Here is a 14,010-nt window from a genome sequence, read left to right as displayed (position 1 = left end):
TAGCACAAGGAGTGATCGCGATGGGACATTTTGTAGATCTGAAGTCGGCCGACGGCCAGGTGTTTCCGGCCTACATCGCCGAGCCTGAAGGCCAGGCGCGCGGCGCCATCGTCGTGGTGCAGGAGATCTTTGGCGTCAACTCGCACATCCGCTCGGTGGCGGACCGCATTGCCCAAAGCGGCTATGTGGCGATTGCGCCGGCCACGTTCGCCCGCGTCAAGCCCGGCGTGGACCTGGGCTACAGCGATGCCGACATGCAAGCTGGCGTAGCGTTGAAGGCCGCTGCCGAAGCGCCCGCCGTGGCCCCTGGCGTGATGCTGGACCTGCAGGCCGCGATTGACGAAGGCGCCCGCCGCAGCGGCGGCAAGGTCGGCATCACCGGCTTTTGCTGGGGTGGCCTGCTGGCCTGGCGCGCAGCCTGCGAGCTCCAGGGCCTGTCGGCATCGGTGCCGTACTACGGCGGTGGCATGACCACTGGCGACGAGATCGCGCGCCAGCCGCATTGCCCGGTGATGGCCCATTTTGGCGACAAGGACCACTGGATCTCGCTGGCGTCGGTGGATGCCTTCCGCACCGCGCACCCCGAGGCTGAGGTCTATGTCTACGCGGCCGACCACGGCTTTAATTGTGACCAACGTGGCTCCTACGATGCAGCGGCTTCTGCCGCAGCCCGGGCCCGCAGCATGGCCTTTTTTGCCAAGCATGTAGGCTGAGCGGTCACTCCCGCCTAGCACCGCACAAAGCCTTGCAGGCCCGCAGCCTGCAAGGCTTTGTTGCATTTTCAGGGGGCGTTCGTAACACCGTCGTCATACCGCCTGCAGATGATGCGCGCATCGCTCACTTTCAACGATAACCACGATGCGCACCCCTTTTTCCCCAGCCTGCGGCTTCCGGACCGCAGCGCTCACGCTGGCCGCTGCCGCCATGCTGACGGCCTGCGGCGGTGGCGGCTCCAGCAGCCCCACATCGGCGACCGCCACCCTGGCGGTGCTCGAGACCACCGACCTGCACTTCAACATCCGCAGCTACGACTACTTCAAGCTGGCCGATGACCCCTCGTATGGCTTTGAGCGCACGGCTACCCTGATCCGCCAGGCGCGCAGCGACTTTGCCAACACCTTGCTGGTGGACAACGGCGACACCATCCAGGGCACGGCGCTGGCCGACTACGAGGCGCAGGTGGCGCCGATTGCCTGCGACCAGCAGCTGTCCATGTACAAGGCCATGGGCGTGTTCAAGTTCGATGCCGGCACTCTGGGCAACCATGAGTTCAACTATGGCCTGCCCTTTCTCAACCAGGTGCTGGGTGGCGGCCTCCAGGTCGATGGCGTCGATGCCAGCAAGAAGTGCGCAGGCCCGGGCTACCCGATGGCACTGGCCAATGTGCTCAGCAGCCAGACCAATGCGCCGCTGGTGTCGCCCTATGTGGTGCTGGAGCGCGAGATCAGCGGCACCGACAGCGACGGCAAGACCGTCAAGTTGCCGATCAAGATCGGTGTGATCGGCTTTACCACGCCCGGCATCATGGGCTGGGACAAGCGCCATCTGGAAGGCAAGGTGCAGGTGATGGGTGCGGTCGAGGCCGCGCAAAAGTATGTGCCTGAGCTGCGCAGCAAGGGCGCTGACGTGGTCGTGGCGCTGCTGCACGGTGGCCTGGATGCCTCGGAATACCGCGCCGACATGGAGAACCCGGGCCTGTACCTGAGCAAGGTGGCGGGCATCGACGCGATGGTGATGGGCCACCAGCACGGCGTCTTCCCCGACACGGCCGCGCAACCGGCCTTCAGCATGGCGGGGGTCGACAACAAGGCGGGCACCATCAACGGCGTGCCGGCGGTGATGGCCAGCAGCTGGGGCAAGGCGCTGGGTGTGGTGGCGCTGTCGCTGAAGTGGGACGGCAAGGCCTGGAGCGTGGACAAGGCCCAGAGCAAGTCGGCGCTGCGCAGCACGGCCACCGGCAAGGATGCCGCAGGCAAGACCACCTATGTGGCCGTTGACAGCAGCATTGCACCGGTGGTGGAGCGCCAGCACCAGGCGGCCATCAGCTATGTGAAGACGCCTGTGGGCCAGACCGACTTCCGCATGGGCACGCAGTTTGCCGATGTGGGCGACCCGGGTGCGATCCAGTTGGTCAACCAGGCGCAGCAGGACTATGTGCAGCGCTATGTGCAGGCCAACCTGCCGCAGTACGCGCAGCTGCCGGTGCTGTCGGTGAGCGCGCCTTTCAAGTCGGGCTTCCAGGGCGGTGCGGACTACACCGATGTGGCCGCCGGCCCGCTGGCCATCTACAACGCGGCCGACCTCTACCTCTACCCCAACACCGTCTACGCGGTGAAGGTGAACGGCGCGCAGATCAAGCGCTGGCTGGAGGCCGCTGCCCAGCGCTTCAACCGCATCGACCCGGCTGCCACCGCAGACCAGTGGCTGATCAGCAGCTTCCCCGGCTACAACTTCGACATGTTCACCAGCGCCGACATGCAGTACCAGATCGATGTGACCCAGCCCGTGGGCAGCCGCATCGTGGACCTGCAGTACAAGGGCACGCCGATCGATCCGGCGCAGGACTTTGTGATCGCCACCAACAACTACCGCGCCACCAGCGGCAAGAGCTTCCTGCCTGAACTCGATGGCCGCGCCACCATCTATGCCTCGCCCGATGCGAACCGCGATGTGGTGATCTCGTACATCAAGGACCACCCGCAGGTGACCCGCGCAGCCAACGGCGCTGCCCACAGCTGGCGCTTTGCCAAGACGCCAACGGCCGGCAAGGTGTTGTTCACGTCGGCGGCCAATGCGCTCTCAGTGGCGCAGGCAGCGGGCCTGGCCCATGTCTCGCTGGACAAGGCCGATGATGGGACGGGCACGCAGCGCGCGGTCTACCGCATTGATCTGGGCCTGTAAGCCGTGCAGCAGCGGCGCAAGCGCTATCGGCCCGTGCGGGTCAGGTAGCGCTTGTACGAGAAAAAGCCAATCAGCGCCACCGTGATGACCGCCATCACCCCCATGGCCCACCAGAAGCCGTCTTCCTTGTGGATGAGCGGGATGAACTCGAAGTTCATGCCAAAGATCGCGGCAATCAGGTTGAGCGGCAGGAAGATGGCGGTAATGGTGGTGAGCGTGCGCATGATGTCGTTGGCACGGTTGCTCTGCACCGAGAAATGCATCTGCACGGCGGTCTCGGTGCTTTGCTCCAGCCGGCGCACATGGTGCACCACGCGCTCGATGTGTTCGAGCACATCGCGGCTGCGCACCTTGAGCGCTTCGAGCTCGCGCTGGGCACTCGGCGCCTCGGGCTGGGGCCAGGTCTCCAGCGCATCGACCCAGTCCTGTACGGCGGCGCGCTGGTCTTCGCATATCTCGTCGAGCTGGTGCAGGGACAGCCGGGCTTCCAGCAGCGCCTGCCAGTTGGCAATGCGCTTGCGTGGCGACAGCAGCGCGCTTTGCCACTGGTCCAGATGGCGCGAGAGCTCGCGGCGCAGGTCCAGGTAGTTGTCCACAATGATGTTGACCACGCGCATCATCAGGTCAGCCGGGGACAACGGCAGGCGGATGGGCTGCAGGCCGCCTGGCGTGGGGCTGCTGCCAGGGTTGCGAAAGGCCTTGTCCTCGCGTGCCAGGCGTTCTTGCGTGGCATCCGATATCTGGCCCAGGTCGGGCGCCTCGGCAGCCAGCGGCGGTGTGCCGGTCTTGGCAAATTGCAGCAGGCGGCGTGCATAGCCATCACGCACCGTGCAGTCCTCGGGGTGTACCGACAGCAGCACCCGCTCCCACGCGGCAAAGCCCACCGGCGTGGTGCTGATGCGCGGTGCCTCATTGAGGGGTTTGGCCGCGGCGGTGCGCCGCGCCGCTGCCAGCGCAGCGGTGCCCACCTGGGATGGCGTGCTGGCCAGACGGCGTATCACCAGCAGGTCGTACTGCGAGGTGTAGTCATAGTGGGAAGGGAGCTGGGCGTTGAGCAGGTCGGAGACATGCAGGTCGACCAGCGGCGCGCCACTGAGCTTTTGCAGTGCCAGCTGCAGGCTGCCCAGCTGCTCGCTGAAATAGCTGCGGGTGCAGGCCAGCCACAGGAAGCCTTTGGCAGGGAGCTCGAAAGGCACCGAGGCCAGCTCGCTGGTCTCGTTGCCAATGATGTGAAAGATGCGGATGCTGCTGGGTGTACTCACCGGAATTCCTCGGTCGGTTCAGGCGCAGCATGGCAAAAAAAACGGGCCTGTGCAAGCCCGCTCTGGAATTTTTGCTATCAGTTTTTCTCTTTGAGCCAGCGTGCGGCGTCCAGCGAGAAATAGGTCAGGATGCCATCGGCCCCGGCACGCTTGAAGGCCAGCAGCGATTCCATCATCACCTGGTCATGGTCCAGCCAGCCGTTTTGCGCGGCGGCCTTGAGCATCGCGTATTCGCCGCTGACCTGGTAGGCAAAGGTGGGCACCTTGAACTCGTCCTTGACGCGGCGCACCACATCCAGGTACGGCATGCCGGGCTTGACCATCACCATGTCGGCGCCTTCGGCCAGGTCCTGCGCCACTTCGCGCAGCGCCTCGTCGGTGTTGGCCGGGTCCATCTGGTAGACATTCTTGTCGGCCTTGCCGAGCGCGCCGCGCGTGCCCACCGCATCGCGGAAGGGGCCGTAGAAGGCGCTGGCGTACTTGGCGCTGTAGGCCATGATGCGGGTGTAGATGTGGCCCTGGGATTCAAAGGCCTCGCGGATGGCGCCAATGCGGCCATCCATCATGTCGCTGGGGGCGACGATGTCGACACCGGCTTCGGCATGGTTGAGCGCCTGGCCTACCAATATCTCGACGGTCTCATCATTGAGGATGTAGCCAGTCTCGTCGAGCAGGCCGTCCTGGCCGTGGCTGGTGTAGGGGTCAAGCGCCACATCGGTCATCACGCCCAGCTGGGGGAATTCCTTTTTCAGCGCGCGCACCACACGGGGGATCAGACCATCGGGGTTGAGCGCCTCCTTGCCGTCGGGCGTCTTCAGCGCCGTGTCGATCTGGGGGAAGAGGGCCATCACCGGAATGCCCAGCGCCACGCACTGCTCGGCCACCGGCAGCAACAGGTCCAGACTCAGACGGTCCACGCCGGGCATCGACAGCACCGGCTCGCGCTTGCCTTGCCCTTCATGCACAAAGACCGGGTAGATGAAGTCGTGCGGGGTGAGCACGTTCTCGCGGACCAGGTTGCGGGTGAAGGCATCGCGGCGCAGACGGCGCGGACGGTTGTGGGGAAAGGGGGTGGGGCTGGACAGATGCATGCAGCGATTGTGCGCCAGATCAAGGGCAGGCTGCAGAGGGCGGCCCCGAGAGACTGCGTTGGGTATGGAGGTTTGCTAGCCGGGCGGGCGCTTGCTTGCGCCAGATCAAGGCGGGGCGCGAGAGCGGGCTCAGGCCGGTTTTAAGCCGGGGTCCAGCGCTGGGCCATCGTGCCAGCCACTACACTGTGGCGCATGCTTATGCTGTGGATCAAAGCCTTTCATATCGTGTTTGTGGCCAGCTGGTTTGCGGGCCTGTTTTACCTGCCCCGGATCTTCGTGAACCTGGCCATGGTGCCGGCCGACTCGCAGGCCGAGCGCGAGCGCCTGCTGCTGATGGCGCGCAAGCTCTTGCGCTTCATGACGATGATTGCTGTGCTGGCGCTGGGCCTGGGCCTGTGGCTCTGGCTGGGATGGTGGCGCGGGGCAGGGGGCTGGCTGCATGCCAAGCTGTTCTTTGTGCTGCTGGTCATTGGCTACCACCATGCCTGCGCGGTGCTGCTGCGCAAGATTGCCAATGGCACGGACCGGCATTCGCATGTCTGGTACCGCTGGTTCAATGAGGTGCCAGTAGTGGCCATGGTCATCATCGTGGTGCTGGTGGTGGTCAAACCCTTTTAAACCGCGCACACTTCGGTACTCTCAACGCACAACGATCTGCGCACCAGGGCCCACGCACCATGCCTGACAGCAGCCCCGCACTCCACACCCTGCAAGAGCCGGCCCCGGCCGGCGAGCACCGCACCATTGCCTGGCCGCTGGTGCCGGTGTATGTGGCCCTGATCGTCTTTGCCAGCCTCTTTCCCTTCAGCGGCTGGCGCACCCAGGGCATCTCGCCGGCAGAGTTTTTGCTGGCCCGCATCCCACCGCCGTACTGGACCTGGTTCGATGTCTGGATCAATGTGGCGGGCTATGCGCCGCTGGGCTTGCTGCTGAGCCTGGGCTGGTGGCGCCATGGCTGGGTCAGGACCGGCTGGTTCTGGGCCTTGTGCGTGGGCAGTCTGCTGTCGCTGTCGATGGAGTTCCTGCAGATCTTTCTGCCGCTGCGGGTCTCCAGCAATATGGACTGGCTGCTCAACAGCATCGGCACCTTGCTGGGCGCGCTGGCCGTGCCTTTGCTGGCCTGGCTGGGCATTTTGCGGCGCTGGCGCGATGTGCGGGGGCGCTGGTTCGATGCCGATGCGCGTGGTGCCATCGTGCTGCTGATGCTGTGGCCGCTTGCGCTGCTCTTTCCGGCTGCCCAGCCCTTTGGCCTGGGCCAGGTGTTTGACCGGCTGGAGATGTGGCTGGTGGACATCCTGGAGAACTCGGCCTTCGAGCACTGGATGCCCAACTTCATGCAGGCCACCGAGCCGCTCTCGCCCATCGGGCAGCTGATGGCCGTGCTGCTGGGCCTGCTGATTCCCTGCTGGCTGGCTTTCAGCGTGATGGGCAGCGTGACGCGGCGCATGGCCATGGTGGCGCTGGTGGTGCTGAGCGGTATTGCGGTCTCGGCGCTGTCGTCCTCGCTGAGCTATGGGCCGGCCTATGCCTGGGATTGGCTGGACCAGACCACCCGCCTGGGCATTGCGCTGGCGGTGTCGCTGGCGCTGCTGCAAGTGGGCTTGCCACGCCGCTATTGCGTGCTGCTGCTGCTGATGGGGCTGATGATCGACGTCAACCTGCTCAACCAGTCGCCGCCCAGCCCTTATTACGCCGATGCCTTGCAGTCCTGGGAGCAGGGCCGCTTCATCCGCTTCTTTGGTCTGGGCCAGTGGCTCAGCTGGCTGTGGCCGTTTGCCGTGATCGCCTATGTGCTGCTGCGCCTGGGCCGGCTGCCTGCCGTGGTGGTGGCGCGCCGGCGCCAACGGCTGAGCCAGCGCGCGGCCGCCAACCCGCCGCCGGAGCAGGCCTAAACGCAGTAGGCCGTGGCGGTATTGCGGCGCCAAGGCCCCAGGCGGGCGCCAAGCTGCCACAATGGGGGATCGCATTCGAAGAGAGCTTGGCATGAGCGAGCAAAAACCTGGCAACGACGGCCAGTACTACCAGCACCACGTGTTCTTCTGCCTGAATGACCGCGTCAACGGCGAAGACAGCTGTGCCCACCATGGTGCCAAGGACATGTTTGACCACTGCAAGGCCCGCGTCAAAGCCGAGGGCTTGAGCGGACCGGGCAAGGTGCGGGTCAACAAGGCCGGCTGCCTGGACCGCTGCGCAGGCGGCCCCATCATGGCGGTCTACCCCGAAGGCGTCTGGTACACCTATATCGACAATGACGATATTGACGAGATCGTCGAGTCGCACCTGAAGAATGGCAAGGTGGTCGAGCGCCTGCTGACCCCACCCGACGTGGGCCGCTGAGCGCGATTCCTTCTCCCACCACTGATTTTTACGCATAGACACCGGGCGCAACTGCCGCTGCAGGCGGTGGCTGGCCCGCCATGGAGCAGACCGCAGCATGAACGCGCAAACCGAACGTTTCACCATCAACGGGCCCACCGGCATTCTGGAAGTGGCCCGCGATCTGGCGGCCAGCCCCGATGGCGCACAGCGCGGCATCGCCATCATTGCCCACCCCCATCCGCTGTTTGCCGGCACCATGGACAACAAGGTCGTGCAGACCCTGGCGCGCGCCTTTGTGGCCAGTGGCTGGACGGCGCTGCGCTTCAACTTTCGCGGTGTCGGCCAATCGGCAGGCAGCTACGACGAGGGCCGGGGCGAGCGCGATGACTTTCTGGCGGTGGTCGAGCAACTCGCGCCCGAAGGGAATCTGGCCTTGGCGGGCTTCTCTTTCGGCTCCTTTGTGATGAGCCATGCCTTGGCGGAACTTTGGCCCAAGCGCCAGATCGACAAAGCGGTGTTCGTGGGCACGGCGGCATCGCGCTTTACCGTAGCAACCCTGCCACCCGAAGCCCATGAGCGCACCCTGGTGGTGCATGGCGAAGCCGATGACACGGTGCCGCTGTCGGCGGTGATGGACTGGGCGCGGCCTCAGATACTACCGGTTACGGTTGTGCCAGGGGGCGGGCATTTTTTCCACGGACAATTACCGCTTCTCAAAGGCTTGGTCACGCGCCACCTGCTTGCCCCCGCCTTGTGACGGTGGTGTAGTATTGCTATTGTTTTTGATATCCTGCGGCCAGCAATCATGCGCTGCAGGCACTTGTTTCTAAGAGTTGGACGACATGAAATCGAGCTTGATGCCCACCCTGCGTAACTGGGCTGCAGCAGCGCTGCTGGTGCCCACCCTGGCCTTTGCACAATTGGCCGCGCCCCAGCCGCCCGAGATCGCGGCGCGCAACTACCTGCTGTTTGACGTGACCACGGGCCAGATCCTGGCGGCCAAGGATGTGGATGCGCCGGTCGAGCAGGCATCGCTGACCAAGCTGATGACGGGGTACGTGGTGTTCGATGCGCTGCGCAACAAGAAGATCAGCCTGGAGCAAACCATGCCGGTGAGCGAGCGCGCCTGGAAGATGCCCGGCTCGCGCATGTTCATCGACCCCAAGATGCAGGTGAAGGTGGACGACCTGCTGCACGGCATGATCGTGCAGTCCGGTAACGACGCGACGATGGCGCTGGCCGAAGCCGTGGGCGGCACCGCCGAGAACTTTGTGCGCCTGATGAACGAGCAGGCCAAGGCGCTGGGCATGACCAACACGGCCTACAAGAACCCCGAAGGCCTGACCGAACCCGGCCACACGACGACGGCCAAGGACCTGAGCATTCTGGCCAACCGCCTGATCAAGGACTTCCCCGAGTACATGCACTACTACGCGACCAAGCAGTGGTTCTACCCCGGCACGCCCAAGTCGAACGGCACCAATCGTAATACTTTGTTGTTCCGCGACCCGACGGTCGATGGCCTGAAGACCGGCCACACCAATGCTGCCGGCTACTGCCTGGTGTCCACCGCCAAGCGCCAGGTGCCCAATGCCGGCGAGCGCCGCCTGATCTCCATCCTGCTGGGTGCTGCCAGCGACAAGGACCGCGCCAACGAAAGCCAGAAGCTCTTGAACTGGGGCTATACCGCTTTTGATACCGTCAAGCTGTTTGACGGCGGCCAGGCCGTGGCCACCCCCAAGGCCTGGAAGGGCGCGCAGGACACCGTCAAGATCGGTAGCGTCACCCCCATCGTCGTGAATGTGCCAGCGGGCACCGGCGGCAAGCTCGAAACCCAGGTGGTGAGCCAGGAGCCGCTGATTGCGCCTTTCACCAAGGGCCAAAAGCTGGGCACCCTGAAGGTGATGGCAGGCGGCCAGGCCGTGGCCGAGGTGCCACTGGTGGCGTTGGATGATGTGGCAGAAGCTGGCATCTTCGGCCGCGCCTGGGATGCCATCCGTCTTTGGATCAAGTAAAGCGGTGCTGATGCCGGACTTTTAAAGCCTGGCGGACGCCTAATCCTCCCCCTGCAAAGCGTGCCCCTGGCACGCTTTGTGGTTTCTAGGCTTGCAAAAATGAGAGCGACCCGACTAGATGGCTAGGGCGTCTCCATGGGAAAGCGCCCGGATGCAGACCACGACGCGGCAGGCATGCGTGCAAACCATTTGCTCAATTTGGAGTCAGGTGGTACATTAGAGGGCTTTTCGGAATTTCCGAAGGGGCTGCCGTCTTTGTCTTTCGGGCAAGGGGCCGGCAGCAAATCACGGTAAGTTCACGGTAATTTCACGTTTAGGGACGTTTATTAATGCCAACCATTAACCAACTCGTGCGTCAGGGCCGCACGGTAGAAGTTGTTAAATCCAAGAGCCCTGCTATGGAAAACTGCCCCCAGCGCCGCGGCGTGTGCACCCGTGTGTACACCACGACGCCTAAGAAGCCTAACTCGGCTTTGCGTAAGGTGGCCAAGGTTCGTCTGACCAACGGTTTCGAAGTCATTTCGTACATCGGCGGTGAAGGCCACAACCTGCAAGAGCACAGCGTTGTGCTGGTGCGCGGTGGCCGTGTGAAGGACTTGCCAGGTGTGCGTTACCACATCGTGCGCGGTTCGCTTGACCTGCAAGGCGTCAAGGACCGTAAGCAGTCCCGTTCGAAGTACGGTGCCAAGAAGCCTAAGGCTAAGTAAGCCCTGGTTTTTTGAACGAATACAAAGGTGCTGTGTCCCGCGTGGCGCGAGATTCAGCGTAGTGACCCCAAGCGCAAGTGTTTTGTGTGGGTCGAGTAAGTGGGAGTCCTTGATTGGCTCTCGCGGTGTCTGAAAAGATGCCAACTGAAGCAAAGATAGAGGTAAAGAAATGCCACGTCGTCGCGAAGTCCCCAAACGTGAAATTCTGCCGGATCCAAAGTTCGGCAATGTAGAGCTGTCCAAATTCATGAACGTGATCATGGAAGGCGGCAAGAAGGCAGTTGCTGAGCGCATCATTTACGGCGCTCTGGAACTGATCGAGAAGAAGCACCCTGATAAAGACCCGCTGGAAGCTTTCGTTGTTGCCATCAACAACGTCAAGCCTATGGTCGAAGTGAAGTCCCGCCGTGTTGGCGGTGCCAACTACCAGGTGCCAGTTGAAGTGCGTCCTGTCCGTCGTCTGGCTCTGTCCATGCGCTGGATCAAGGAAGCTGCTCGCAAGCGCGGTGAAAAGTCCATGGCTCAACGCCTGGCCAACGAACTGCTGGAAGCTACGGAAGGCCGTGGCGGCGCGATGAAGCGTCGTGACGAAGTGCACCGTATGGCCGAAGCCAACAAGGCATTCAGCCACTTCCGCTTCTAAGCTGCGCGAGATCTGTCTCGATATTGCAAAGGCCGCATGCAACAATTTTTGCCTGCGGCCTTGCTCGGATTGAGACTGCCCTCACATCGTAGGCTGATGCCTGCGCAATCCGCCAGTCCGCATCGCCTCCACACTTACTGATCAACAAAGGATCAACCATGGCTCGCAAGACCCCCATCGAGCGCTACCGCAATATCGGTATTTCTGCGCACATCGACGCAGGTAAAACCACCACGACCGAACGTATCCTGTTTTACACCGGCGTGACCCACAAGCTGGGTGAAGTGCACGACGGCGCTGCTACCACCGACTGGATGGAGCAAGAGCAAGAGCGTGGCATTACCATCACTTCCGCTGCAGTGACCTGCTTCTGGAAGGGTATGGACATGTCCTACCCAGAGCACCGCTTCAACATCATCGACACCCCCGGCCACGTGGACTTCACGATTGAAGTGGAACGTTCCATGCGCGTGCTCGACGGTGCTTGCATGGTGTACTGCGCTGTGGGTGGCGTGCAGCCCCAGTCCGAAACCGTGTGGCGTCAAGCCAACAAGTACAAGGTGCCACGTCTGGCCTTTGTGAACAAGATGGACCGTACCGGTGCCAACTTCTACAAGGTCTACGACCAGATGAAGCTGCGCCTGAAGGCCAACCCTGTGCCCGTGGTGATCCCAATCGGCGCTGAAGACAACTTCAAGGGCGTGGTCGATCTGGTCAAGATGAAGGCCATCATCTGGGACGAAGCGTCCCAGGGCATGAAGTTCGAATACGAAGACATTCCTGCAGACCTGGTGGAAACCGCCAACAAGTGGCGCGAAAACCTGGTGGAATCGGCAGCCGAAGCTTCGGAAGACCTGATGAACAAGTACCTGGAAGAAGGTACCTTGTCCGAAGAAGACGTGAAGGCCGGTATCCGTGCCCGCACGCTGTCGACCGAAATCCAGCCCATGCTGTGCGGCACCGCGTTCAAGAACAAGGGTGTGCAGCGCATGCTGGACGCCGTGATCGACTATCTGCCTTCGCCAGTGGACATCCCTGACGTTGCTGGTACCGACCCAGAAGACGAAGAAAAGAAGCTGACCCGCAAGGCGGACGACGGCGAAAAGTTCTCCGCTCTGGCATTCAAGCTGATGACCGACCCGTTCGTGGGCCAGTTGACCTTCGTGCGTGTGTACTCCGGCGTTCTGTCCAAGGGCGACACCGTGTACAACTCGGTCAAGGGCAAGAAAGAGCGTATCGGCCGTATCGTGCAGATGATGGCGAACGACCGTATCGAAGTGGACGAAATCCGCGCCGGTGACATCGCCGCTTGCGTGGGCCTGAAGGATGTGACCACCGGTGAAACCCTGTGCGACGTGGCTTCGCCTATCGTGCTGGAACGCATGGTGTTCCCAGAGCCCGTGATTGCACAGGCTGTGGAACCCAAGTCGAAGGCCGACCAGGAAAAGATGGGTATCGCTCTGTCGCGTCTGGCTGCAGAAGATCCATCGTTCCGCGTGCGCTCCGACGAAGAATCGGGTCAGACCATCATCGCCGGTATGGGCGAGCTGCACCTGGAAATTATCGTTGACCGCATGAAGCGTGAATTCAACGTGGAAGCCAACGTGGGCAAGCCCCAAGTGGCCTACCGCGAAACGATTCGCCAAAAGGTTGTGGACGTGGACGGCAAGTTCGTTCGTCAGTCCGGCGGTAAGGGCCAGTACGGTCACGTCGTGTTCACGGTTGAGCCGCAAGAAGCTGGCAAGGGCTTTGAGTTCGTCGACGCTATCAAGGGCGGTGTGGTTCCTCGCGAATACATCCCTGCGGTGGAAAAGGGCGTGATCGAAGCGCTGACCTCCGGCGTGCTGGCTGGCTACCCTGTGGTGGACGTCAAAGTGACGCTGACCTTCGGTTCGTACCACGATGTGGACTCGAACGAAATGGCGTTCAAGATGGCCGCTATCTTCGGTTTCAAGGAAGCTGCTCGCAAGGCCAGCCCCGTGATCCTCGAGCCAATGATGGCTGTGGAAGTGGAAACGCCTGAAGACTACGCCGGTACCGTGATGGGTGACTTGTCTTCCCGCCGCGGTATGGTGCAGGGCATGGACGACATGGTGGGTGGCGGCAAGGCCATCAAGGCAGAAGTGCCACTGTCCGAAATGTTCGGCTACGCCACGTCGCTGCGTTCGCAAACGCAAGGCCGCGCTACGTACACGATGGAGTTCAAGCACTACGCTGAAGCCCCACGCAACGTGGCCGAGGCTATTGTCGCTTCCCGCGCAAAGGCCTAAAATATGCGCCCGCGCCTGGCTTGCCAGGTGCGGGCTGCTTTTTGTCTACGACCGGGTGCCGCTTTGTTTCCTGTGCGAAGCGACCCAGCAATTCGGTGTAGACGTTAAACCCAACACAGGTTTTGCTCTTTATTTGGAGAATTCTCATGGCAAAAGGTAAATTCGAACGGACCAAGCCGCACGTTAACGTGGGCACCATTGGTCACGTGGACCACGGCAAGACCACGCTGACGGCTGCTATCGCAACCGTGCTGTCTGCCAAGTTCGGCGGCGAAGCCAAGAAGTACGACGAAATCGACGCTGCTCCTGAAGAAAAGGCGCGCGGCATTACCATCAATACCGCACACGTTGAGTACGAAACGGCTAACCGCCACTACGCTCACGTGGACTGCCCTGGTCACGCCGACTATGTGAAGAACATGATCACCGGCGCTGCTCAGATGGACGGCGCTATCCTGGTTTGCTCGGCTGCTGACGGCCCCATGCCCCAGACCCGTGAACACATCCTGCTGGCTCGCCAGGTGGGCGTGCCTTACATCATCGTGTTCCTGAACAAGTGCGACATGGTGGATGACGAAGAGCTGCTGGAGCTGGTGGAAATGGAAGTCCGCGAACTGCTGGACAAGTACGATTTCCCAGGTGACGACACCCCCATCATCCGCGGCTCGGCTAAGCTGGCTCTGGAAGGCGACCAATCCGACAAGGGTGAGCCCGCCATCCTGCGTCTGGCTGAAGCGCTGGACACCTACATCCCAACGCCAGAGCGCGCTGTGGACGGTGCTTTCCTGATGCCCGTGGAAGA

At 62.4% G+C, this 14,010-nt stretch carries 13 protein-coding genes; 11 read left to right on the top strand and 2 right to left on the bottom strand.

The window, feature by feature from the left end:
- Positions 1–20 precede the first annotated feature (20 nt).
- Together LPW39_RS07995 and LPW39_RS07990 are read left to right on the top strand one after the other, a co-directional pair.
- Positions 21–713, top strand: a complete 693-nt coding sequence (locus tag LPW39_RS07995) for a dienelactone hydrolase family protein (protein ID WP_230773276.1) — start codon at positions 21–23, stop codon at positions 711–713.
- 145 nt (positions 714–858) lie between these two features.
- Entirely contained in the window at positions 859–2,901 is a 2,043-nt protein-coding gene (locus tag LPW39_RS07990; protein WP_230773275.1) for a bifunctional 2',3'-cyclic-nucleotide 2'-phosphodiesterase/3'-nucleotidase, read from the top strand.
- A 23-nt stretch (positions 2,902–2,924) separates the two neighbouring features.
- On the opposite strand, the gene LPW39_RS07985 is transcribed toward LPW39_RS07990, so the two are convergent.
- Together LPW39_RS07985 and hemB are read right to left on the bottom strand one after the other, a co-directional pair.
- Positions 2,925–4,169, bottom strand: coding sequence for a magnesium transporter CorA family protein (locus LPW39_RS07985; protein ID WP_407928824.1), 1,245 nt, complete (start codon positions 4,167–4,169; stop codon positions 2,925–2,927).
- A 71-nt stretch (positions 4,170–4,240) separates the two neighbouring features.
- Entirely contained in the window at positions 4,241–5,254 is a 1,014-nt protein-coding gene (gene hemB, locus LPW39_RS07980; RefSeq protein ID WP_133857634.1) for a porphobilinogen synthase, read from the bottom strand.
- Positions 5,255–5,452: 198 nt separating this feature from the next.
- On the opposite strand from hemB, the gene LPW39_RS07975 reads away from it, so the two are divergent.
- The 9 genes from LPW39_RS07975 to LPW39_RS07935 form a co-directional block, all read left to right on the top strand.
- Positions 5,453–5,872: a CopD family protein gene (locus LPW39_RS07975; protein ID WP_027010811.1), complete on the top strand. Its 420-nt coding sequence runs from the start codon at positions 5,453–5,455 to the stop codon at positions 5,870–5,872.
- 59 nt (positions 5,873–5,931) lie between these two features.
- Positions 5,932–7,146: a VanZ family protein gene (locus tag LPW39_RS07970; RefSeq protein ID WP_230773271.1), complete on the top strand. Its 1,215-nt coding sequence runs from the start codon at positions 5,932–5,934 to the stop codon at positions 7,144–7,146.
- Between the two features lie 91 nt (positions 7,147–7,237).
- Complete coding sequence (locus LPW39_RS07965; protein WP_021026531.1) at positions 7,238–7,591, top strand: (2Fe-2S) ferredoxin domain-containing protein; 354 nt, start codon at positions 7,238–7,240, stop codon at positions 7,589–7,591.
- 97 nt (positions 7,592–7,688) lie between these two features.
- Positions 7,689–8,330, top strand: a complete 642-nt coding sequence (locus LPW39_RS07960) for an alpha/beta hydrolase (RefSeq protein WP_133857637.1) — start codon at positions 7,689–7,691, stop codon at positions 8,328–8,330.
- Positions 8,331–8,415: 85 nt separating this feature from the next.
- Complete coding sequence (locus LPW39_RS07955; RefSeq protein ID WP_230773269.1) at positions 8,416–9,588, top strand: D-alanyl-D-alanine carboxypeptidase family protein; 1,173 nt, start codon at positions 8,416–8,418, stop codon at positions 9,586–9,588.
- Positions 9,589–9,917: 329 nt separating this feature from the next.
- Positions 9,918–10,295: a 30S ribosomal protein S12 gene (gene rpsL / locus LPW39_RS07950; protein WP_012202325.1), complete on the top strand. Its 378-nt coding sequence runs from the start codon at positions 9,918–9,920 to the stop codon at positions 10,293–10,295.
- A 169-nt stretch (positions 10,296–10,464) separates the two neighbouring features.
- On the top strand, positions 10,465–10,938 hold the full coding sequence (gene rpsG, locus LPW39_RS07945) for a 30S ribosomal protein S7 (RefSeq protein WP_021026534.1): 474 nt from the start codon (positions 10,465–10,467) through the stop codon (positions 10,936–10,938).
- Positions 10,939–11,096: 158 nt separating this feature from the next.
- Positions 11,097–13,208 carry an elongation factor G gene (fusA, locus tag LPW39_RS07940; protein ID WP_230773267.1) on the top strand — a complete coding sequence of 704 codons (2,112 nt, stop codon included), beginning with the start codon at positions 11,097–11,099 and terminating at the stop codon, positions 13,206–13,208.
- 146 nt (positions 13,209–13,354) lie between these two features.
- Positions 13,355–14,010: GTP-binding protein (locus tag LPW39_RS07935; protein WP_230773263.1), on the top strand; the 656-nt coding region annotated here is incomplete at its 3' end.

The organism is Comamonas koreensis, assembly GCF_021026195.1.
GTDB lineage: Bacteria > Pseudomonadota > Gammaproteobacteria > Burkholderiales > Burkholderiaceae_C > Comamonas > Comamonas koreensis.
The sequence above is the reverse complement of the archived record's forward strand: the minus strand, read 5'-3'. Positions and strand labels throughout refer to the sequence as shown.

Excerpts from the sequence above, each read along its gene's own strand:
- LPW39_RS07975 (WP_027010811.1), top strand. The coding sequence starts at position 5,453 with ATGCTGTGGATCAAAGCCTTTCATATCGTGTTTGTGGCCAGCTGGTTT.
- LPW39_RS07955 (WP_230773269.1), top strand. The coding sequence starts at position 8,416 with ATGAAATCGAGCTTGATGCCCACCCTGCGTAACTGGGCTGCAGCAGCG.
- LPW39_RS07990 (WP_230773275.1), top strand. The coding sequence starts at position 859 with ATGCGCACCCCTTTTTCCCCAGCCTGCGGCTTCCGGACCGCAGCGCTC.
- LPW39_RS07970 (WP_230773271.1), top strand. The coding sequence starts at position 5,932 with ATGCCTGACAGCAGCCCCGCACTCCACACCCTGCAAGAGCCGGCCCCG.
- rpsL (WP_012202325.1), top strand. The coding sequence starts at position 9,918 with ATGCCAACCATTAACCAACTCGTGCGTCAGGGCCGCACGGTAGAAGTT.
- LPW39_RS07995 (WP_230773276.1), top strand. The coding sequence starts at position 21 with ATGGGACATTTTGTAGATCTGAAGTCGGCCGACGGCCAGGTGTTTCCG.
- hemB (WP_133857634.1), bottom strand. The coding sequence starts at position 5,254 with ATGCATCTGTCCAGCCCCACCCCCTTTCCCCACAACCGTCCGCGCCGT.
- LPW39_RS07960 (WP_133857637.1), top strand. The coding sequence starts at position 7,689 with ATGAACGCGCAAACCGAACGTTTCACCATCAACGGGCCCACCGGCATT.
- rpsG (WP_021026534.1), top strand. The coding sequence starts at position 10,465 with ATGCCACGTCGTCGCGAAGTCCCCAAACGTGAAATTCTGCCGGATCCA.
- fusA (WP_230773267.1), top strand. The coding sequence starts at position 11,097 with ATGGCTCGCAAGACCCCCATCGAGCGCTACCGCAATATCGGTATTTCT.
- LPW39_RS07965 (WP_021026531.1), top strand. The coding sequence starts at position 7,238 with ATGAGCGAGCAAAAACCTGGCAACGACGGCCAGTACTACCAGCACCAC.